The 22096-nt window shown below is 37.4% G+C and carries 19 protein-coding genes and 1 tRNA gene; 7 read left to right on the top strand and 13 right to left on the bottom strand.

Annotated features, from left to right (window positions below):
* Positions 1-151: 151 nt before the first annotated feature.
* Positions 152-1423: a GGDEF domain-containing protein gene (locus AC5YCE_RS00550; protein WP_496170374.1), complete on the bottom strand. Its 1272-nt coding sequence runs from the start codon at positions 1421-1423 to the stop codon at positions 152-154.
* 387 nt (positions 1424-1810) lie between these two features.
* Here AC5YCE_RS00550 and pyrC point away from each other — a divergent pair, with 387 nt between their 5' ends.
* From pyrC to AC5YCE_RS00575, 5 genes are all read left to right on the top strand, one after another.
* Positions 1811-2845 carry a dihydroorotase gene (gene pyrC / locus AC5YCE_RS00555; protein ID WP_496170376.1) on the top strand — a complete coding sequence of 345 codons (1035 nt, stop codon included), beginning with the start codon at positions 1811-1813 and terminating at the stop codon, positions 2843-2845.
* Positions 2830-3489: a ribonuclease T gene (gene rnt / locus AC5YCE_RS00560; protein WP_496124993.1), complete on the top strand. Its 660-nt coding sequence runs from the start codon at positions 2830-2832 to the stop codon at positions 3487-3489. The genes pyrC and rnt overlap by 16 nt, the downstream gene beginning before the upstream one ends.
* A 19-nt stretch (positions 3490-3508) precedes the next feature.
* A tRNA-Glu gene (locus tag AC5YCE_RS00565) sits at positions 3509-3584 on the top strand.
* A 160-nt stretch (positions 3585-3744) separates the two neighbouring features.
* A complete protein-coding gene (locus AC5YCE_RS00570) occupies positions 3745-6354 on the top strand; it encodes a TonB-dependent receptor plug domain-containing protein (RefSeq protein ID WP_496170378.1) in 2610 nt (869 codons plus the stop codon).
* Between the two features lie 167 nt (positions 6355-6521).
* Positions 6522-7463: a hypothetical protein gene (locus AC5YCE_RS00575; RefSeq protein WP_496170380.1), complete on the top strand. Its 942-nt coding sequence runs from the start codon at positions 6522-6524 to the stop codon at positions 7461-7463.
* Between the two features lie 283 nt (positions 7464-7746).
* On the opposite strand, the gene serC is transcribed toward AC5YCE_RS00575, so the two are convergent.
* The 7 genes from serC to AC5YCE_RS00610 all read right to left on the bottom strand — a co-directional run bounded on the left by serC (position 7747) and on the right by AC5YCE_RS00610 (position 16709).
* Entirely contained in the window at positions 7747-8826 is a 1080-nt protein-coding gene (serC, locus tag AC5YCE_RS00580; protein WP_496170382.1) for a 3-phosphoserine/phosphohydroxythreonine transaminase, read from the bottom strand.
* 188 nt (positions 8827-9014) lie between these two features.
* Positions 9015-9464 carry a hypothetical protein gene (locus AC5YCE_RS00585; protein WP_496170384.1) on the bottom strand — a complete coding sequence of 150 codons (450 nt, stop codon included), beginning with the start codon at positions 9462-9464 and terminating at the stop codon, positions 9015-9017.
* Positions 9465-9651: 187 nt separating this feature from the next.
* Entirely contained in the window at positions 9652-12636 is a 2985-nt protein-coding gene (gene gyrA / locus AC5YCE_RS00590; protein WP_496170386.1) for a DNA gyrase subunit A, read from the bottom strand.
* Between the two features lie 301 nt (positions 12637-12937).
* The gene (locus tag AC5YCE_RS00595) at positions 12938-13555 is read right to left on the bottom strand and encodes a hypothetical protein (RefSeq protein ID WP_496124999.1); all 618 of its coding nucleotides are present in this window, start codon (positions 13553-13555) and stop codon (positions 12938-12940) included.
* Positions 13556-13858: 303 nt separating this feature from the next.
* Entirely contained in the window at positions 13859-14791 is a 933-nt protein-coding gene (locus AC5YCE_RS00600) for an electron transfer flavoprotein subunit alpha/FixB family protein (RefSeq protein ID WP_496170388.1), read from the bottom strand.
* Between the two features lie 18 nt (positions 14792-14809).
* Positions 14810-15562 carry an electron transfer flavoprotein subunit beta/FixA family protein gene (locus AC5YCE_RS00605; protein WP_496125001.1) on the bottom strand — a complete coding sequence of 251 codons (753 nt, stop codon included), beginning with the start codon at positions 15560-15562 and terminating at the stop codon, positions 14810-14812.
* A 541-nt stretch (positions 15563-16103) separates the two neighbouring features.
* On the bottom strand, positions 16104-16709 hold the full coding sequence (locus AC5YCE_RS00610; protein WP_496170390.1) for a LysE family translocator: 606 nt from the start codon (positions 16707-16709) through the stop codon (positions 16104-16106).
* A 114-nt stretch (positions 16710-16823) separates the two neighbouring features.
* Between AC5YCE_RS00610 and AC5YCE_RS00615 the strand changes: the two genes are divergently transcribed.
* Together AC5YCE_RS00615 and AC5YCE_RS00620 are read left to right on the top strand one after the other, a co-directional pair.
* Entirely contained in the window at positions 16824-17318 is a 495-nt protein-coding gene (locus AC5YCE_RS00615; protein WP_496170392.1) for an Lrp/AsnC family transcriptional regulator, read from the top strand.
* Positions 17319-17333: 15 nt separating this feature from the next.
* On the top strand, positions 17334-17873 hold the full coding sequence (locus tag AC5YCE_RS00620) for a GNAT family N-acetyltransferase (RefSeq protein WP_496170394.1): 540 nt from the start codon (positions 17334-17336) through the stop codon (positions 17871-17873).
* An 81-nt stretch (positions 17874-17954) separates the two neighbouring features.
* Here the strand turns inward: AC5YCE_RS00620 and AC5YCE_RS00625 are convergent, their stop codons facing one another.
* The 5 genes from AC5YCE_RS00625 to AC5YCE_RS00645 all read right to left on the bottom strand — a co-directional run bounded on the left by AC5YCE_RS00625 (position 17955) and on the right by AC5YCE_RS00645 (position 22077).
* Positions 17955-18326, bottom strand: a complete 372-nt coding sequence (locus tag AC5YCE_RS00625) for a hypothetical protein (protein ID WP_496125005.1) — start codon at positions 18324-18326, stop codon at positions 17955-17957.
* A 217-nt stretch (positions 18327-18543) separates the two neighbouring features.
* The gene (locus tag AC5YCE_RS00630; RefSeq protein WP_496125067.1) at positions 18544-19437 is read right to left on the bottom strand and encodes a tyrosine recombinase XerC; all 894 of its coding nucleotides are present in this window, start codon (positions 19435-19437) and stop codon (positions 18544-18546) included.
* Positions 19438-19658: 221 nt separating this feature from the next.
* Entirely contained in the window at positions 19659-20510 is an 852-nt protein-coding gene (dapF, locus tag AC5YCE_RS00635) for a diaminopimelate epimerase (protein WP_496170396.1), read from the bottom strand.
* Between the two features lie 6 nt (positions 20511-20516).
* Complete coding sequence (lysA, locus tag AC5YCE_RS00640) at positions 20517-21767, bottom strand: diaminopimelate decarboxylase (RefSeq protein WP_496170398.1); 1251 nt, start codon at positions 21765-21767, stop codon at positions 20517-20519.
* Positions 21768-21801: 34 nt separating this feature from the next.
* The gene (locus AC5YCE_RS00645; RefSeq protein ID WP_496170400.1) at positions 21802-22077 is read right to left on the bottom strand and encodes a hypothetical protein; all 276 of its coding nucleotides are present in this window, start codon (positions 22075-22077) and stop codon (positions 21802-21804) included.
* Positions 22078-22096: the final 19 nt, after the last annotated feature.

The following is a 22096-nucleotide window of genomic DNA, read 5'->3' on the forward strand; positions in this document are numbered from 1 at the left end:
AAAACCGCTCACTGAGCGGTTTTTTATTACTGATTGTTAAAACAACTAAAAATATTTTGTTAATGCTCAAAAAACAACTTTATCCTATTACATAAGCTACATAAGCTACATAAGCTACATAAGCGCAGAGTAATAATTTTTAATTGTGAATTTAAGATGTCTGATACAAATCTGAAGTACTATTAATCTTAAGCACCTGATAACGATCTCGCCCTTCATTTTTCGCCAAGTACAGTGCTTGATCTGCCAATTTAAGTATTTCCGGATAAGTGACATCGTCCTCACCATTATACAAAGTCAGACCGATACTTACCGTTAGATAATCAGCAATTGATGAGTTTTTATGCTCAATTTTTTGATTGCGAACATCTTCCAATATATCTTTTGCAATAGCTTCTGCTTCATCACGGGTTGTGTCTTTAATTAAAACCACAAATTCTTCACCACCATAACGAATCGCAGTATCACCTTCATCAATGTGTCTAAGCAAAGTTTGCGCAACGCGAATCAACGCATTATCACCATGATCATGACCATATAGATCGTTATATAGTTTGAAATAATCAACATCGATGAACAAAATGGCGAATGGCGAATTCGTCAGTTTGGTATGATCAATACACGCTTTCAATTGTTGTTCAAAACCACGTCGATTACCTAATAAGGTTAAAGTATCTTGATGACTTAAAAGAATAAAATGCTGATTTAATTTCGAATAAATTTGCTTATCGTAATCAATAATAATCGATTGTAAAAATCGAATTCTTTCAGTAGAAATTGTTAATGTTGCTAAAGCCAAACCTACAAGATTCGATAAAATTAAAGTATTCGTAACCACCCAAGCTGGTAAATCAAATCCGGTCAATATTAAGAAAATAGTAGTCAACAATCCTGCACTGATTGATGCTAAAAAAGTGACTCTTGGTCGCAGCCCAGAACATAAATAGGCGAACATGATTGCAAAAGCAATAATCAGTGTTCCACGCCAAGTCATTGATAATGCATGGGTAGATAATAAAACACTTTGGACAATCGTTAATCCAAAGCAAATAATACTTGCGACAACTTGTGCATAATATTTATTCCATGCAGGTCTTTTAGCCATAGCAAAGATAGTAAATAACGCGATCCATCCCGCTGAATATGAAATCATGGTCAAACCAACGTCATGAAAACGGTGTTCTGGTGTCGTGGTTAAATAATTAAGCGGTAAACTGATGAGCTCAAAAATAATAAAAATGATAATCGCTGGACGAATTGCTCTAACAATCATCTTAACAAGACGATCTTCACGATCCTTCCAAAACTGTGCTTCGAAATCCGCATCAAACTTGGAATTAATGTTGAGCTTCTGATTCTCAAGCAGCTGTTCTATCTTCGCTTTTTGAATTTGAAGCTGATCTACGTCTGATTCTAATTTCATATTTTTAAATAATGTACGAGGAAGCTACTTTCCTTTTCCATTAATATTTTATGATTGCTTATAGATATAGATTAACATTTATTCAATTAAATCAAAATATTATTTTATGAACTCATTAAACATACGAGACATATATCACACTTATATTAAGATTAATAAAACCTAGTCTAACAATTAATTTGTAAACGAGAATTGACTACGATTCAGTACTATTCAAGCATCTCATATTCAATCCAAGCTCAAATTGAATACAAAACATACGAAAGCAAACCATTCTAAAAAATATGGTTTTAGTTCTGCATGATTAATGGGCTTTATTCATTTTTGTGGTTATCAATTTAGGGAGAATTCGATTATCATTTGATTTATTTTTTTCAGTATATTGCCTTGAATACGATTACTCTGCTGCAACCTGATGATTGGCATGCTCACTTACGTGATGGGCTTGCACTGAAACGAACTGTTCCTGATCTTGCACAACAATTTCACCGTGCGATCTGTATGCCGAATACCGTTCCCCCAGTTAAAACAGTTGAAGAAGCAAATGCTTATCGTGAACGCATCATGGCACATGTGCCTGAAGGGGTTCAATTTGATCCACGTATGGTGCTTTACTTTACAGATCAAACTTCACCAGATGAAATCAAGAAAATAAAAGATTCTGAGTTTGTAAATGCAATCAAATTATACCCTGCTGGTGCGACCACCAACTCGGATAATGGTGTAAGCGACATTCGCAAAGTGTATAGCGTAATTGAGCAACTTGAGGCATATCAAGTTCCTTTATTACTGCATGGTGAAGTGACCCATAATCACGTTGATATTTTTGATCGTGAAAAACGTTTCCTTGATGAAGTGTTAGCGCCATTGCTAAAACAATTTCCAAAATTAAAATTGGTGCTTGAGCACATCACAACCAGCGAAGCAGCTCACTTTGTGTTAGAACATGATCGCCATGTTGCTGCAACCATTACTCCACAGCATTTATTGTTTAATCGTAATGATATGCTGGTTGGCGGTGTAAAGCCCCATTTTTACTGCTTACCGATTTTAAAACGCCAAACACATCAACAAACTTTGCTTGAAGTGGCAACCAGTGGCAACCCTAAATTTTTCTTAGGTACTGATAGTGCCCCGCATTCTAAAAATGCGAAAGAAAATGCATGTGGATGTGCAGGTTGCTATAGTGCACCAACAGCGATTGAACTCTATGCACAAGCATTTGATCAAGTGGGCAAAATCGAACGTTTAGAAGGTTTTGCAAGCCATTTTGGTGCTGACTTCTACGGTTTACCTCGTAATACCAATACCATTACACTTGTGAAGGAAGATCAAATCATCCCTGAAAGTTTCGACTATCTGGATGGAGAGAAAATCATTCCTTTATATGCGGGTAAAACCATCCATTGGAGAAAGGTGTGACAACTGAAAAACAACCTGTGATTGGACAACGATTTCGTGGCTTTTTGCCAGTCGTTGTTGATGTAGAAACTGCAGGTTTTAATGCGGATACTGATGCATTACTTGAAATCGCATGTATTCCGATTATTTACAATGATGAAGGTCAATTTGTTCCAGGTGAAGCTCACCATGCACATATTAATCCTTTTGAAGGTGCAAACCTTGATCGACGCTCATTAGACTTTATTGGTATTGATCCTTTCAATCCTATGCGGGTTGCTATGGCTGAAGATGAAAAATCTGCCTTAAAGCGGATGTTTAAAGCGATCAATGAAGTTCGTAAGCAACAAGAATGTACACATGCAGTTCTTGTTGGTCACAATGCACACTTCGATTTAGGTTTTGTAAAAGCAGCGATTGCACGTACAGGGACTAAAAATCAAAACCCTTTCCATAGTTTTTCTGTATTCGATACAGTGACTCTCAGTGCGGTGATGTTTGGTCAAACTGTGTTAGCAAAATCATGTATTCAAGCTGGAATTGAGTTTGATGGTAAAGAGGCACACTCTGCACTATACGACACTCAGAAAACTGCAGAACTGTTCTGCTATATTTTGAACAAACTCAGCCCTCACCTGCTTGACACTTTGGTAGCGGATCAATAAGATACCGCTACTTCTAAACGTCCCTATCGTCTAGAGGCCTAGGACATCGCCCTTTCACGGCGGTAACCGGGGTTCGAATCCCCGTAGGGACGCCAATCTCGTTTTACCCTTCCCCTCTAAAAATCTTTTTTTATTCTTATACCTAAGAGCGATGAGTTAATTGTTTATTTCTATTGCAAATAATTCTCATTATTATTGATTAATTATAATTATTTAATGATAATCAATCTCGTTATTATTATCTTTAATCTCACTATGTTCTTCGTTCGCTCAAAATTAAGTTTAGCTATCATTGCTACATTAACAACGCCTGCATTTGCTAACGAAAACCAGACTCAAACCAACAATGACGATCCTTTAGTCAGTCTAAATACCATTGTGGTTGAAGCTGATAAAAACAATGAGGTCGGTAAAACTGTTTATACAAAAGAGCAATTAGAAAACATGCCTAATGGCAAAAAAACAATTAGTGAATTTTTAAGAACAAATCCAAATGTTCAATTTACTAGAGAGTCTTTAAACGCTGGAAAGCAAGCCTCTTTAGCACCTGAAAAGATAAGTATCAATGGTGCAAATTTCTATGATAATAAATTTGTCATCAACGGGGTAAATACATCAAATATCTTTGATCCGGTTGGAGAAAGTGCCGATACTACTTACACAGGTGTTCCCTCTCAATCACAAACAGCGAATATTAATACCGATTTAATCTGTGAACTCGAAGTCATTGACAGTAATGCGGGTGCTGAACATGGTGATTTTTTAGGTGGCGTTATTTCTGCAAGAACATGTGCTCCTAAAACAGAAGTAGGTAAAATACATGGTAGTGTTAGCTTTGATTACACCACCAGTGCATGGTCTCGTTTTAACTTTGCTGATGTTGATGAAGAATTAGAATCCGAAGAACTTGAAAATGTGACTTCCAATCAATATCACCGTGAATACGATATATATAGTCTAAGTACAACCCTCTATGGAAATGTGAATGAAAAATGGGGGCTAAGCTTAAATTCAAGCATGCGTAATTCAATCATTCCAGTTTTAAGTGGTTATTCAGATAAAACAATTGATACTGAAGAAAATAACAATAGTATAGGTCTAATTGCATTTTTCGCTCCTAATGATAAAAGCAAATACCAATTTGGTTTTGACCATTTTGACTACAACCGTGATGGTTATTTATCGAACAATATTCGCTCAGATTACAGCATAGATACGGTTACCAATACTTTTTTTATACAGTCTGAGCATCTTTTTGATCAGTTCAAATTGGAAAATAATTTAAATTACCGCACAACTGATTCAGAGCGAAAAATTGATCAGGATTATTCCGTTACTTGGGCATATGCCGAAGGTGACAAACATTGGATTCCTAACTCAAAGAGTGCCACATCTATTAACGAAGGAGGTAGTGGTGGTGATTTAATCAACCAGCAATCAACATTAAGTTATGATGTTAAAGCCACTTTTAATCCTATAAAACTCAAAAGTACAACCCACCAATTTAAAATGGGTGCAGGTTATAAACACAATGAAGGGACATGGGATCGTCCAACAGACCATGCAGCCTATACAGGATCTGGTTATAAGAGAGTTTTAAATAGCCAAGGTAAATATGAAGACTTAAAAGATGAATTTGGAAATAAAGTACCGAGTCGTGGCAATTTAGGTGATGCTGAATGTGCAATAGGAGATATCTTATGCTCAGAAGCTGATTTATCCTATAAACCAAGTACATCCGATAAAAATACACAGCAATGGAATGGTCAATATCTAAAAAATGGTACATGGTATGGTGCTGCAAAACTTACAGCCAGACAAGATCAATGGTTTAGTTTCGTTGAAGACCAAATCATTTGGCATAATATTAAAGCGCGTTTCGGTATCCGTGCAGATTATGACTCCTTAGCTTCAAATCTTAACTTCGCCCCTCGTAGCAATATTGAATACAGCCCTTTTAATAATTCAAGGCTTAAACTAATAGGTGGTTTTAACCGTTATTATGGGTCGACCTATTTAATTACTGAATTACAAGAAAAACAAAACCCCTATAAAGGGTCAATAGCACGTGCTGATCAATATGATTCAACATGGGATGCTTCAAATAATTTCGGATGGAAAATTGAACTTGAACAATCTCAAGGTACAAAAGCAACCGATTTAGATACGCCTTATAGTAATGAACTTATGTTTGGATTAAACGGTGAAATCGCTAATTTACAGTGGGGGTTAAAATGGGTGAATCGAGATTTTAAAGATACGATACGTCAAAATGCACTCCTTAAATCTTATGAAAATATCGATTCAGGCCAAGCAGAAACATATGCATTTACTGTAGGTAATATAGTGCCATATAACGTCTGGGGTACATTGCAAAGCTTAAATCTCGGACTCAGTTATGTTAAAGATGAAACCTATACTTCGACATATCGTGATAACAACAGTACTAGCCAAGATAAGTGGGCGTATGCAGATCACACCTTATACCAAGTTGGTAACATCCCAACCAAAGATTCTCCTTTTACTGCTCGACTTAATTGGTTAATTCAATCACCTCAATCATCTTGGACATTGAATAACTTCTTCAATTATCGTTCAGGCTCAACAAATTATACAGCTACAAAAAATAGTCTAGATTTTGGTGATATAACAGCAACAATCTATGAGAAAGAAAACTTCCCAAGCAAATTTACATGGGATACTCGTGTCACCCATAATTGGAACTTAACCGCCACCCAAAATATTATTATTGGTCTTACGATAAGTAATCTTTTAAATAAAAAAAATAAGGCTGTCAGTACCAATAATAAAGTTTACTCAGAAGAAGGTAGAAGATTCATCGCCGACATAACCTTTAAATTTTAATTCAATCACCAATTTAAAAAGAGCACATTCAGTGCTCTTTTTTTAGCCTTGAAAAAGAAATCCATCTAAATCTCTGCTTTAAATCACAAAAAAACATATTCGGACTTGAAATCTAGCATTTACCCACGATATTAATGTCATAAGTCACTCACTATCAAAATGAGCATATGAACAATCAAAATAGACCAGATATCATTACCATTGAAGATCAAAACTTTGGAAGCCACGTAGAGCACTGGAATTTGCTTACAGACAACCCAGCAACCGAAGTTCCAAAATGGTTAGGTCTAGCTTTAGATGCTCCTGTGATGCCAATGGGACTGTGTTTAAACGAAGCAGATATGGATCCATCTACTTGGTTGATCCAAGGCCCAAATCAATCATCTGTTCAATTTGCACAAGTGATCGAAGTTGAAGGCAATAAGCCTAAAACAGTGAAGACGGCTTTCCCTATTTTTAATAGTCCATATACACTTTCAGCCAAAATCGACCGAATTATCACGTGTAAGTCAAATACACAAGCTGTGTTGCAACTTCAGGTGAGCCCTAATAGTGTCGTCTATGCTTTTGATTCTCTTTATTCAGTCAATCACAACCAATATGAGAAAGACCAAGAATATAAAGTTCAACTCAATGCTTGGGCTTATGAACTAGAAAAAGTTTCTGACCATGAACAAATCATTGTGGATGATCCTGCATCGATTAAACATCACCGTGCTTTAAATGAAATTTTAAGTGAAAATAAGGGTGTTGCACCTTCCAACTTGCAAGAACAAATTGATGCATGGCAACCTACAACTGAAGCCGACAAAGAGCCTGTGACTGTTGATTTTTCGAAGATGGTGGCTTATCTGTACGGCGAAACAATGGGCTTAGAAGATGAGGCTTGGTTTCAGGGTAAAGTTGTCGGCAAAACCGAAATGTCATTTATGAATGATACCTTTACACTCTACGATGTGACCTTGATTTTAGATGAAAATCAGCCTGCAACCCTGATTCGAATCGCAACTAAAGATAATTTATATAAAAAATTCGAAATTGGACAATATATTCGTGGAAACATATGGATTCAGGCGAATATTTATGCTAAAAATACATCAAATAAATAGGATTTAACTATAAATTAGAATTTAGGCTCCTAAATGAAAATTATACCGGAACAATCAACAACTCTAATCTCACATAGCAGTCTTCGTTTTCGAGTGGACACGGGTGCTTTTTGCTTTTTTGTTTTAGGTATGTTTCTGTCCGCGATAATTTTACACATGACTGGCATTTTACCAACATTCTAGTTTTACTTTAATCAAATCGTTTTGATTCCTATCGATGAATTCAAAAAAGCCCTCAAATATGAGGGCTTTTTATAGGAACATTTAAATCATTTTATAAGCATTAAGCATTACGCTTGGCAAAATCATCCATAAAGTTTACAAGTGCTTGAACACCTGCTAAAGGTACAGCATTGTAAATACTTGCACGCATACCACCCACAGAGCGATGACCTGCTAAATTCAACAAATGATGTGCTTCAGCTTCTTGAAGGAATTGCTTTTCAAGTTCAGGCTTCGCCAATGTAAATGGCACATTCATGATCGAACGATTTTCTACTGCAATTGGATTGGCATAGAAATCACTAGAATCAATATAGCCATATAACAATTCAGCTTTAGCGATATTCGCTTTATGAATTGCTTCTACCCCACCTTGCGCCAACAACCATTCGAATACTAGACCCGATAAATACCATGCATAGGTTGATGGTGTGTTTACCATAGAATCATTTTTTGCTTGGTCTGCATATTTCAGAATGCTTGGAATTTCAGGCTTTGCTTGATCCAATAAATCATCACGAATGATGACCAATGTTAAACCTGCAGGACCAATATTCTTTTGAGCACCTGCATAGATTAAACCAAACTTTGTTACATCAATCGGTGCAGATAAAATACTTGAAGATAAATCTACAACCAATGGTTTATCTGTTTTTGGGATTTCAGCAAACTGAAGACCTCCAATGGTTTCATTATCTGCATAATGTACATAGGCTGCATCATCAGATAAATTCCAAGTGCTTTGATCTGTAATTGCACTTTTACCATCAATCGTTGTACCTGCTTTAACGACATTGATGTCGCCATAGCGCTGTGCTTCTTTTAAAGCTTTTTCAGACCAAATCCCTGTATGAATGTAATCTGCTTTATTGTTTTTACCCAACAAATTCAGTGGAATCGCAGAGAACTGTAATGATGCCCCACCTTGTAAGAACAGCACTTTGTAATTCTCAGGGATATTCATGAGTTTACGTAAATCTGCTTCTGCTTTTTCTGCGACAGCGACATAGTCTTTGCTACGGTGACTCATTTCCATAATGGAAAGTCCCTTACCTTGCCAATCGAGCATTTCAGCTTGAGCTTTTTCTAAAACGGCAGTGGGTAATGCAGCTGGACCAGCACAGAAGTTGTACGCGCGCATGTTTTTTCCTTTCAAAGTGAAACACAGTAAAATCATGGCATTTAATCATAGATCGCCATAGCTTGCATTAATTTAAGCTTCAATAATTTCAATGCAAATTTTTATTTATAGTTAAAAACTCAATTAAGATCATAGATAAATTTTTAATCACACCACGTTCAATATCTAACATAGACTTTGATCCATTTCTATTCAATTACGAACATAGGAGTATTCTGTATTGTAAATTCAACAATCTGCGACGTTTTATGATCAAAATGAACCGTATAGACCACTATTTTATCTGAATACTTATAATGATAAACCACCTCTAATGGCTCATGTTTAAAAAAAAGTAAGTTCATTTTCGACTTGGTTGCATAGACTTCTTTTTCCAGTATCTCTTGCTTAGGAATCGTGGCTCGAATTTGTTTTAGTTGCGCTGAATCGGTTGATAATATTTCATATAGATCAACCGACACATAAGGTTGGATTTGCTCAAGCTTTCCATACATTAAGCCACGATAGACAGCGCTTGCAGCCCTTTCTTTATCTTTAGAAACCACAGCTTCATGACCAGTCGCCGATTCCGACTTATAACATGCTGTTAGTGATCCTAGTAATAGGACAGACAATAGGATTTGCTTCAACATTTTCATTGCTTACCCTTGGATTATAAAAATTTAACTTGTTTTATATTTCTTATTTTATAAAAGATACATCTTCCATAAAATCAATATATGGAACTTAACTATACTTGTAATAAATCTCTACTCAATAATGCGGCTTTAAACCAATTAATAAAAAAAGGACGCCTCAGCGTCCTTTTTTTTAATTTTCTACAGATTATTCATCTGTAGACTTTTCATCATTATCCGTTGTATCCACTTCCTGTGCTTCAGTATTTTCAACTAAATCTGTTGAAACTTCTGCACCCTCAACGGCTTCTACAAACTCCTCTTCTTCCACAGCTTCAACTGACACCACGCCCACAAGCAATTCTTCTTTACCTAGACGGATTAGACGAACACCTTGAGCGTTACGACCGGTTTGAGCCACTTCAGAAGCACGAGTACGGACTAAAGTTCCACCATCAGAAATCAACATCAATTCTTTGGTTTCATCAATCGCTACCGCACCAACCAACTGACCATTACGCTCAGAAGTTTTGATTGCGATCACACCTTTACCGCCACGTTTCTTGGTTGGGAAGTCATCTACAGGGGTACGTTTACCATAACCATTTTCAGAAGCACACAGCACTTCACCTGTTTCAGGCACAACCACCAATGACACAATACGGCTGATCAATGCTGAATCTGAACCATCTTCATCATCAGAATCAACGTCGTTATCATCATTTTCTTCAAGTAACGCTGCCGCACCAATGGTGACACGCATACCACGTACACCTTTAGCAGAACGACCCATTGAACGTACATCAGTCTCAGCGAAGCGGATTGCTTTACCTTCATTAGAGAACAACATAATTTGCTGTTCACCATCCGTAATCGCAACACCAATCAACGTGTCATTGCCATTCAATTCAATCGCACGTAAACCGTTAGAACGAACATTAGAGAACTGTTCTAACTCAACACGTTTGATCGTGCCGTACTCAGTCGCCATAAACACATAGAAGTTCTTACGAACTGCTTCTGCTTGCTGAGCAAAGTCATTGATAATGTCGTCATCCAGATCAGTCGCAGAAAGTTCTAGACCAAGCTGTTTTAACTGCGTACGCAATGCTTCCGAAATATCATCTGCACCGTCTTCTGAATCATTGAGTGCCGCTTCAAGCTCTACAAAATGACCATTAATCACTTCATTTTCTTGAAGTTTGGCTGCATTGGTTTTCACAAACGCTTTGAAATCTGTTAAACGATCTTTAAATTTTTTCGGTGCATCAATGACAGGCAAGATTGCTGTAATCGTTTCATTCTCATCCAATGGTAGCAAGTTCACCATTGGGCGACCTTTAGAGCCACGAGATGCTTGTGGCACTTCATATACTTTCAGTCGATAAACCTTACCAACATTGGTAAAGCAAAGCACTGTCGCATGGTTCGACGTTACAATCAGATGTTGAATGTAATCATCTTCTTTCATGCTTGTTGCAGACTTACCACGACCACCACGACGCTGAGCAGCATAATCAGACAGTGGTTGAGTTTTCGCATAACCAGTTTTTGAAACCGTCAGAACCATTTGCTCTTCTGGAATCAAATCTTCACGGGAGAAATCAATACGAGATTCAATAATCGATGTTTTACGTGCATCGCCGTAATTTTGAAGAATTAAAGCAAGCTCTTCTTTAATCACATCCATCAATAAATTGAAGTCATTCAAGATCGCCGTGTACTCAGCGATTTGTGCCAAGATATCAGAATATTCAGCGTGTAACTTATCTTGTTCAAGACCCGTTAAACGATGTAAACGTAATTCTAGAATCGCACCCACTTGCGTCGGTGATAGACGATAGATATTGCCATCAAAGCCAAATGGTTTGGCAAGGTCTTCGCCTTCGATCACATCTGGACGAACTGAAACAGAACCTGCTTTTTCAAGTAAAGCTGTTACACCACCCGCGGCCCACTCACCCGCTTGTAAACGTTCGCGAGCTTCGGCAGGGTTTGCAGACGTTTTGATGGTTTCAATAATTTGATCGATATTTGCAAGTGCAACCGTCAAACCTTCTAAGATATGACCACGCTCACGTGCTTTGCGTAGCTCGTACATGGTACGACGTGTAACGACTTCTTGACGATGACGAATAAAAGCAGCAATGATATCTTTTAAATTCATTAACTTCGGTTGGCCATTGTCTAGGCAAACCATATTAATACTGAAAGAGTTTTCAAGCTGCGTATTTTGGAACAGATTATTCACGATCACTTCAGCGTTTTCACCACGCTTTAAATCAATCGCAATACGCATGCCATCTTTGTCAGATTCATCACGAAGCTCAGAAATACCTTCAAGCTTTTTCTCTTTCACTAACTCAGCAATACGCTCAATCGTTTTTGCTTTGTTGACTTGATATGGGATTTCAGTGAAGACAATCGTGGTACGACCGTTTTTTGGATCTTCTTCAAAATGGTATTTACCACGGATATGCAGACGACCTTTACCTGTGCGGTATGCATCTACAATGCCTGATTTACCATAAATAATACCGCCAGTCGGGAAATCTGGACCAGAGATATGTTCCATCAACCCTTCGATACTGATATTCGGATTATTTGCATAAGCCAAACACGCATTCACAACTTCAGTCATGTTGTGTGGCGCCATATTGGTCGCCATACCGACTGCAATACCCGTTACACCATTCACCAATAAGTTAGGAACACGTGTAGGCATCACCTGAGGAATACGCTCAGAACCATCGTAGTTGTCTTCCCACTCAACGGTATCTTTTTCAAGATCAGCTAAAAGTTCATGGGTTAACTTACGCATACGAACTTCGGTATAACGCATTGCTGCTGCACTATCGCCATCGACAGAACCGAAGTTACCTTGACCATCAACCAATTGATAACGCAAGCTAAAATCTTGAGCCATACGTACAATTGTTTCGTACACCGCAGAATCACCATGTGGGTGATATTTACCGATAACGTCACCGACTACACGCGCAGATTTTTTATAAGCTTTGTTATAGTCATTGCCGAGCTCGTGCATTGCAAATAACACACGACGGTGAACTGGCTTCAAGCCATCTCTCACGTCTGGTAATGCACGAGAAACAATTACACTCATCGCATAGTCGAGATATGAGCTCTTTAACTCATCCTCAATGGCAATCGGTTTAATTTCCGATAGGCTCATGCATACTCCTTATTACAAACAGCAATAAACCGCTCGTTTTATATATCAATCTTGTAAAAAATTAACTCCAAAAATGAAGAGTTAAAATCTAAAATTCAGCCAAATATTATAGCACAAAAAGTCAATTTCTTGTGTCTTATCATTGATCTTAATCTTGTTAATTTTCTTAAATTTTTAAGTTTTTTTATCGCTTTTGAAATGACCTTATTTTTCATCAAATTATTCACTAAATTTGATTATTATTGATCATCCATTTATAAAAAAACCTCCTTTATCGGAGGTTTAAATGATTCAATATTTTTTATTGGGTCGACTTTGTCTTATCTTGCACCATCAAACCATAAGCGACGATAAACAAGCCCAAAATAAGAGGAAACTCAAATACCTCTTCTACAAAATTTTTATGTGCTTGATCATGTAAAAAAAAAGCACTGATCATCCGATCATGTTCGATAGAATCCGAGATAATCAAACCTGATACAGCTAGAACAACACCCCATAATGAAATAGATGCAGTTTTAAACTTGAGTGCAATCTCACGACGTAATACACCATTTATTAATGGAAATAACACTGAACCTATGAGTACCACCGAAATTGCTCTAAAAAAGCCTTTAGGGACTTCCGGGAAATAATCACGCCCCCAACTGGTACTACGACCAAATAGCAGTAACCACCAACACACAGCCCAAAGCCAGAATTGTTTTTGGCCACTCTGTAATTGAATAGGACGCATAAATGCAAAAGTGAAAATGGCAAAAGACAGCAGAAGAATCGCTTGAATATTTTCAATGGAACGTACTGAAATTGCTAGATAACTTAACAGATTAAATGCTTCTATTACAGGGAATATACAGCTTAAGATTAGGATAAAAGCAATAGGCCAAGTCAGCCGCGTATCTAACAACAAGATCGTCACCCCTCACTCATTCATAGATTAAATAATGAGTAAAGCTTAAAAATGAGGACGAATAGTATCATATTTCAGAGTATTTCTATAAGAAAAATAATGTCTTAAAAACAGAATGCTCTGTTGTATATTTATGATTATTAAGACTATATTGAACAACAATTCTGCTATCCACATACTTAAATATTCATATTTCCCCAATCTTATCAATTACTTCACATTACATAACATAACAATTATCATTAGGCTTCATTATATTTAGAATACAAAAAAGCCCTGCAAAATAACAGGGCTTTCTGTTATTCCAAAGAATTAGATTTTAGAAACCAATTCAGGAACAACAGTATTTAAATCACCCACTAACCAGTAGTCAGCAACTGCATTGATTGGCGCTTCTTCATCTTTATTGATCGCAACGATCACCTTAGAGTCTTTCATACCTGCCAAATGCTGAATTGCACCAGAAATACCTACTGCGATATACAAGTCAGGAGCAACAATTTTACCTGTTTGACCCACTTGCATGTCGTTTGGTACGAAACCAGCGTCCACTGCAGCACGTGATGCACCTTGTGCAGCACCCAACTTGTCAGCCAATGGATCAAGTACCGTATGATAGTTCTCACCTGAACCCACACCACGACCACCTGAAACCACGATACGAGCAGCTGTTAATTCTGGACGTTCTGATTTCACGATTTCTTCAGAAATAAACTTAGAAATACCAGCGTCTTTAACATCACTGATAGCTTCAACAGTCGCAGAACCGCCTTCAGCAGCAACACCATCAAAAGCAGTACCACGTACTGTAGCAATAACGATCGCTTCAGCAGATTCTACAGTTGCAATCGCATTACCCGCATAGATAGGACGCTTGAAAGTTTTAGCGCTGTCAACCGCAATGATGTCTGTAATCATACTTGAATCAAGTAATGCAGCAGCACGCGGAAGTACGTTTTTACCGGTTGTAGTCGATGCAGCAAGGATATGTGTATAACCTTTGCCTAAATCGGCCACTAGTGCAGCAACGTTTTCAGCCAATTGGTTCGCATAAACAGCATTGTCAGCAACTAATACTTTGCTTACCCCTGCAACTTTAGCTGCTTGATCAGCTACAGCTTGTGCACCTGAACCAGCAACCAATACAGTGATATCACCACCGATTTTTTGTGCTGCAGCTACAACATTTAGTGTTGCACCGTTAAGTGCTTTATTGTCGTGCTCAGCGATAACTAAAATACTCATGATTTTTATCCTTCTGTATTAGATCACTTTCGCTTCATTTTTAAGTTTTTCAACAAGCTCATCTACAGATTTCACTTGTACACCAGCTTTACGCTCTGCTGGTGGCTCAACTTTAACTGTTTTAAGTTTAGTTGAAGCAGAAACACCATAATCAGCAGGAGATTTAGTATCCAGCGGTTTTTTACGCGCTTTCATGATGTTTGGAAGAGCAGCATAACGTGGCTCATTCAAACGTAAATCTGTTGTGATAATTGCAGGAGTGTTTAATTCAACAGTTTGTAAACCACCGTCGATTTCACGAGTCACTTGTACTTTCGTACCTTCAACTTTAACTACTGAAGCGAATGTACCTTGTCCAGCGCCAAGTAAAGCACCCAGCATCTGACCCACTTGGTTAGAGTCATCATCAATCGCTTGTTTACCAAGAAGAATTAATTCTGGTTGTTCTTGTTCTACAATACCTTTTAGAATTTTAGCAACTTCTAAAGCGCCCAATTCAATATCATTTGCTTCAACCAAGATACCACGATCAGCACCTAGAGCCATTGCAGAACGAATTTGTTCTTGAGCTTCTTTAGGACCAATTGAAACAACAACGATTTCAGTCACAGTCCCTTTTTCTTTTAGTCGAACCGCTTCTTCAACAGCGATTTCACAGAATGGGTTGATCGACATTTTAACGTTAGTAAGATCTACCCCACTATTGTCCGCTTTAACGCGAACTTTAACGTTGGCATCAACCACACGTTTTACAGCAACAAGAGCCTTCATGTAATCCTCGGCTGTTATAACAAAAGTAAAAGTTTAGAAAAGTTATAGTAACTCTTCATGCAAATTTTTTAGGTGTCCTATCTTGCAATGCGTTTGGCATTTCGGTCAAGTCACAATTACTAAAAGAGTTGTAAAAAAGCGTATTTTTAGTTGAACGGTGCGTTCAAAGATTTTAATTGTTGAATAATTAGTTCATATCTATAAATTTTTAATTTATATTTTAAACATTGATTTTTAATATTTTTTTATTTGATTTAGTTCATCAAAAGTTCTGATCTTTATCTTATTTTTTCTCATGTTATTTGAGCTTTCTTAAGAGAATAAATTACCCATTTCACCTGAGAGTCAGACTGTCAATTCGGATAGAAAAAATAAAATCTAGTGACATTTTCAATCAATTATTTGCATAAAAGATACATTTCTTTTTTCTAAACTCAATGTATACCTTATCGGCTAAAATTAAAACAGCACTTTATACTAAAGTACTGTTTTAATTTATATCCTTTAAATTCATTTGCAATTTCACTAAGAGGGAAATAGATTAGTTCATCATCAGCCATGTGGCAGCTCCGGCCAACAATGCACCAGAACCGCCATCAATCCATTTTTGCTTCTTCACATCGATAGCAGTCTTTTGAGTCAATTTAGCCAATCCCACACTTAATCCACTATAAATAATCAAACACAAGCTAATAAAAATAAAAGACAGCAATAATCCCTGTGCAATGGTATTGCCAGATTTATCCATAAATTGCGGAAGAATCGCAAAGTAAATCAACATCCCTTTTGGATTCAGTAAAGCTGTAAAAAAACCTTTTTTGATTGGTGAGGAGGTTTGCTTATTTTCAATCATAATTTTATTTTGACTAAACACGGATTTAATTAATGTCAGTGCCAAAAAAAGTAAATAAGCGATCCCCAGCCAACGAATCGTTTCAAAGAACACAGAAAACGAAACAATAATCGCTGCGATACCCAAAGCAACCAAGATCGAATGAACTAAATATCCAGAACATACGCCTAGCGTCGCCATAATGCCTGCCTTTGTACCTTTACCCATAACTTGCGACAAGATAAAAAGCATATCTGGACCAGGAGTAAAAATTAGAGGAATGATTATGAGCGCAAAGAGTAAGTACACAGACATTTCTGTTTCCTTTCAATCAACTGAAATTGAAAAAATAGTATCTGCGAAAATATGTAAAATAGGATTTCAAAATATTCTATAATTAAAATTATTTTTCGAATTAAATTCTAATTTATGAAAATTATATCTAAATCAATTTCAGTAAAATTAGATCGAATCGATAAAAGTATCATTCGGTGTTTGCAAAAAAATGGTCGAATTCAGAATAACGATCTAGCTAAAGAAATTGGACTCTCTCCTTCATCTTGTCTCAGACGAGTGAAATTACTTGAAGAGGCTCACGTCATTCAGAATTACACCACCATTGTCGATCCACAAAAAATTGGTTTACAACTGATTTTATTTTCAAGAATTTGGTTGGTCGGTCAGGATGCCGAAACGATTGACACGTTTATTGAGGCGATGAAAGAACTTCCCCAAGTGATGGAGTGCTATATTATTTTAGGTGAATGTGATGCAATGCTCAAAGTTGTAGTTGCTGATTTGGAAAGTTACCGAAAATTCCAATCGGCTCATTTGACCAAAAAAAACGGGATTACCAGTGTTAAAACTGACTTACCTAGCCAAATTATTAAACAAAGTTTCCAATTACCCCTGGATCAGATCTGAGTCAGATAATTACTGATGAGTATATCAATCCTAACCGATCGACTCATCTTAAGACCTTGGAATAATTCTGATTTAACAGCCTTTACACAGATGTCTCGAGACAGTGAAGTCATGCGTTATTTTCCAAATATTCTGACCCAACCTGAAAGTCACAAATTAGCAAATCTGATCCAAAGTTTTATTGATGCTCAAGGTTGGGGATTTTGGGCTTTAGCGTTAAAAGAAACGCAAGAGTTTATTGGATTCACAGGCTTACATCATCAACCTACAAAATATGATTTTTCACCATGCACTGAAATTGGATGGCGTTTAAAACGTTCAGCTTGGGGACAAGGTTTTGCTTTTGAAGCAGCACAAGCGAGTTTAGATTTTGGCTTTCAGGATTTAAAACTCAATGAAATAGTGGCTTTTACAGCTCACTCAAATCTTCCACCTCAGAAGCTAATGAAACGCTTAGGCATGAATAAAGTAAAATCATTTATTCACCCAGATCTTAATGAAAAGAGCGCTTTGAACCCGCATATTCTGTATAAAATTCAAAATCCCAATACATAAAGCATAATAAAACTATGCTTTTAGAATTTGACCTAATTCACATATAAAACAGCAACGCCTAATAAATGATTCTGCATGTGATCAGACAGAAAGTTCATTTAAAAAGTCACGATGCACATGACTTAAATCAATCAACTCATACTGATCTAAACCAAATATTTTCCAGACTGCAATTAAATCTTCTTTTAAATCAACTTTACCTGTAGAAATCGCTCGTTCTTGCCACTGAAGATCCGAAATCCAGAGATAGGTTTTGTTATTCTGCGCATTAATGGCTTGAACTTTACCTTCACCATTAATTCCTTGAACCTTTGCGCCATCAGGTAAAACGGCTTCTATATTGGGTAGGCTAATTTCCACAAAGTGTTTGACCTGACGTAAACCATAGCCCGCAAATATTTCTTTTTGCTTGGCACTCAGTTGTTCATATTTTATTTGAATGTCGGAAATCATTTTTAAGCCTAACTAGTCCAATTAATGTATTGAAGATTCTGTCCATTTATTCAGATTGAAAGCTCAGCAGCATACTTTGCCACAACACTTCAATCTGTATAAAACATATACAGTAGACTTTTAGGTAAAACAATTATCCTTTAGCTTATTTTCTCGTGATAAATTTACAATAGATGCACTCAATGCTATTTTTTAAATTTGAAATTTTTGATTTCATTTAGGCTTTAACTTTACTTGCGCGCGGGTGAGTTTGATCATAAACCTGCGCCAAACGATCGAAGTCGAGTTGCGTATAAATTTGTGTCGTCGACAAACTGCTATGCCCTAACATTTCTTGTACTGCTCGAAGATCACCACTGTTTGACAACATATGACTGGCAAAACAATGTCTAAGTAAATGTGGATGTAAATCTACACTTACCCCTGCTCGCTGAGCTTGCAACTTCACCCTATTCTCTATTTGTCGTGGTGTCAGTGCATTGCCTTTTTGACTAATAAAAACTGGAGAATCTTGAACAAACTTACCCATCCAGATTTGGTAAACTTTAAGCCACTCAACTAAACTCTCCCGAGCTTTTGAACCGAAAGGGATAATACGGGTTTTATTCCCCTTACCTGTGATTCGCACAAGTTGTCGACTAAAATCAATATCGCGAATATTCAATCCTTGAACTTCAGCCAAACGTAATCCACTTGAGTAGAGTAACTCTAAAATCGCCTTATCTCTGAGCCAAAGTTGATGTTCTAAAGGTTTTTCTGGAGCTTTTTGATCCAGTATTTGTTTGACTGTGTCTATATCAATCATCCCGGGTAAGGGACGAGACTGGCGTTTGATTTTAAAGTCATTCACAGGATTCATGTGTAAATGTTTGGCTTCATTCGCCCATTTCATAAATTGACGAATAGAGGTGAGATGACGCTGTAAACTGGTTGAATTCAGTCCATCATTTTCCACTTTATAAGTAAGATATTCACGTAAATCAGAAGCCTCAACCGCATTTAACTCAAGATTTTTGGCATAACAGAAATCAATAAAGCCTGATACATCTCTAAAATATGCATCTAAAGTATGTTCGGATTGATTTTGAATTTTGCGCTCTTTCAGCCATATAGAGAGCAATTGCATTGCGCCTTGTTGCATTTAGCCCTCCTCGTTTTTAAGTAAATCAAATTGAAATACAGTTTAGCAAACTATCCATCTTCACGAAGTTTTTGTTTAAATGAAGAGTATTCGTTTCGAACCATAAATTTTCGCATATATAGAAATATTGAGCGCATAAAAAAGCGCTGATGAATCAGCGCTTTTCAGAGCAACAACTCATCAGTTATCCATTATTGCTCAGGTTGAAAGTATCTTAAATCCAATCGACCTTCATAGACGGTTGCCGTTGGACCGGTCATCCAAACCACATCACCCTCTTTCCATTCGATTTGCAAAGTCCCACCAGCCAGCTCAATCTTCACATTATTGGACAATAAACCACGGCGCATACCCGATACAGCTGCAGCACAAGCCCCTGTACCGCAGGCTAAAGTCTCACCAACGCCACGCTCAAAAACGCGTAGACGTACATTGTTTTCATCCACAATTTGCATAAAGCCTGCATTGACACGCTCTGGGAATCGCTCATGTGATTCAACTTGCGGTCCAATCTTTGCGACTTCCGCTTTTAATACATCAGGAACAATGGTGACCGCATGAGGATTGCCCATATTCACGACATCAATCGTCAGACTTTCATTATTGGACAAAGTGATATCATAAACATCCGCAGGCTGGTCAGCCATGAATGGAATTTGATTCGGTAAAAATTTCGGCATACCCATATTGACACGAACCCAACCATTTAAACCCAATTCAGGTTCAACAATGCCTGCTTTGGTTTGAACTTTAAATTTGGTTTTGTTGGTCAACTTACGGTCATGCACAAACTTTGCGAAGCAACGCACACCATTACCGCATTGTTCTACTTCAGAACCGTCTGCATTGAAAATTCGATATTTAAAATCAACGTTAGGATGCTCAGGCGCTTCAACTATCAGTAATTGATCAAAGCCAATACCGAAGTTACGATCTGCCAAACGGCGAATCGTCATAGTATCCAAATAAGCACGTTGGCTGATCAAATCAACCACCATGAAATCATTACCCAAGCCATGCATTTTTGTAAATTCTAATAACATCGTCATTTACTCCGCAGGTAATAAACGTTCCTTTTCCCACAATGATTCAATTGTTTCACGTTCACGAATCAAGTGTGCAACTTCACCATCTACCATGACCTCAGCAGCACGACCGCGTGAATTATAGTTCGAGCTCATCACAAAACCGTATGCACCCGCACCCAATACCGCAAGGTTATCGTTGGCTTGAATTGCCAATTGGCGTTCTTTACCTAAGAAATCACCCGTTTCACAAATTGCACCAACGACATCCCACTCTTTCTTCTCTGTCGTGTTATTTGCATTTACTTCTTGAATATCCATCCACGCTTCGTATAAAGAAGGACGAATCAAATCGTTCATTGCAGCATCGACAATCGCAAAGTTACGATGATTGGTGGGTTTCAATAAATCAACTTTAGTCACAAGTACACCTGCATTGGCAGAAATACTACGACCCGGTTCCATATACACTTTTAAACCTAACTTTTCTAAAGCAGGTTTCATTGCATTGGCATATTCAGCAACTGTAGGTGGAACTTCATCTTTATACGTCACACCAAGGCCACCACCAATATCAATATGAGTGAGGCTAATACCCATCGTTTTCAAGCGATCAATCATTGCGATTACACGATCAAGCGCATCAACGAATGGTTGCGTTTCAGTCAACTGTGAACCGATATGGCAATCAATACCCACAACATCTAAGTTAGGTAATGAGGCTGCATACGCATAAGTTTCAAATACAGCATCTGAAGGAATACCAAATTTGTTTTCTTTCAAACCCGTTGAAATATATGGATGTGTTTTTGCATCAACATCTGGATTGACACGTAGAGAAATTGGGGCTTTTTTGCCAAATTCAGCCGCTACTTTTTGAATACGATCAAGTTCTGCATAAGACTCAACATTGAAGCATGCAATCCCCACTTCAAGTGCTTTACGAATATCTGCTTCAGACTTGCCTAATCCTGAAAATACAATTTTAGATGCATCACCGCCAGCAGCCAAAACTCTTGCCAACTCACCGCCAGTGACGATGTCAAAACCCGCACCAAGCTTAGCCAATACATTCAATACTGCGATATTCGAATTTGATTTCACAGCAAAACAGATTTGATGATCAATAAAGCTAAATGCACGATCCATATCTAAATAATGTTTTTCAAATGATGCTTTTGAATAAACATAAAGTGGTGTGCCAAACTGCTGAGCAAGTTGATCCAATGAACATTGTTCTGCGTGCAAAACACCTTCAATACGAGAAAAACCCATGAATGTATCCTTTCAATGAAGCGGTAACGAGAGATTAATTTGTTTCAATAAGGTCTGAAGCTGCAGCTTGCTTGTCTGCGCGTTCTAAGTCTGCTTTATCTAAATCTTTATTTTCTAATGAAACTTTTTCAGTGGCTCGAAAGGCATCACTTTGCTGCACATTGACTGACTTTTCACCATCTTTATAGAGTAAGTATTGAGCACGTTTATCGTAATTCGGATCAGTCGGTAACTGCAAATTACCTGTTTGCCCACACCCTATTAATAGTGTCGTTGCCAATAAACCCATGCTGCAAATGGCGATACGCATCTGTTCACCCAATCCTATA

It is taken from the genome of Acinetobacter sp. CY79 (assembly GCF_059515845.1).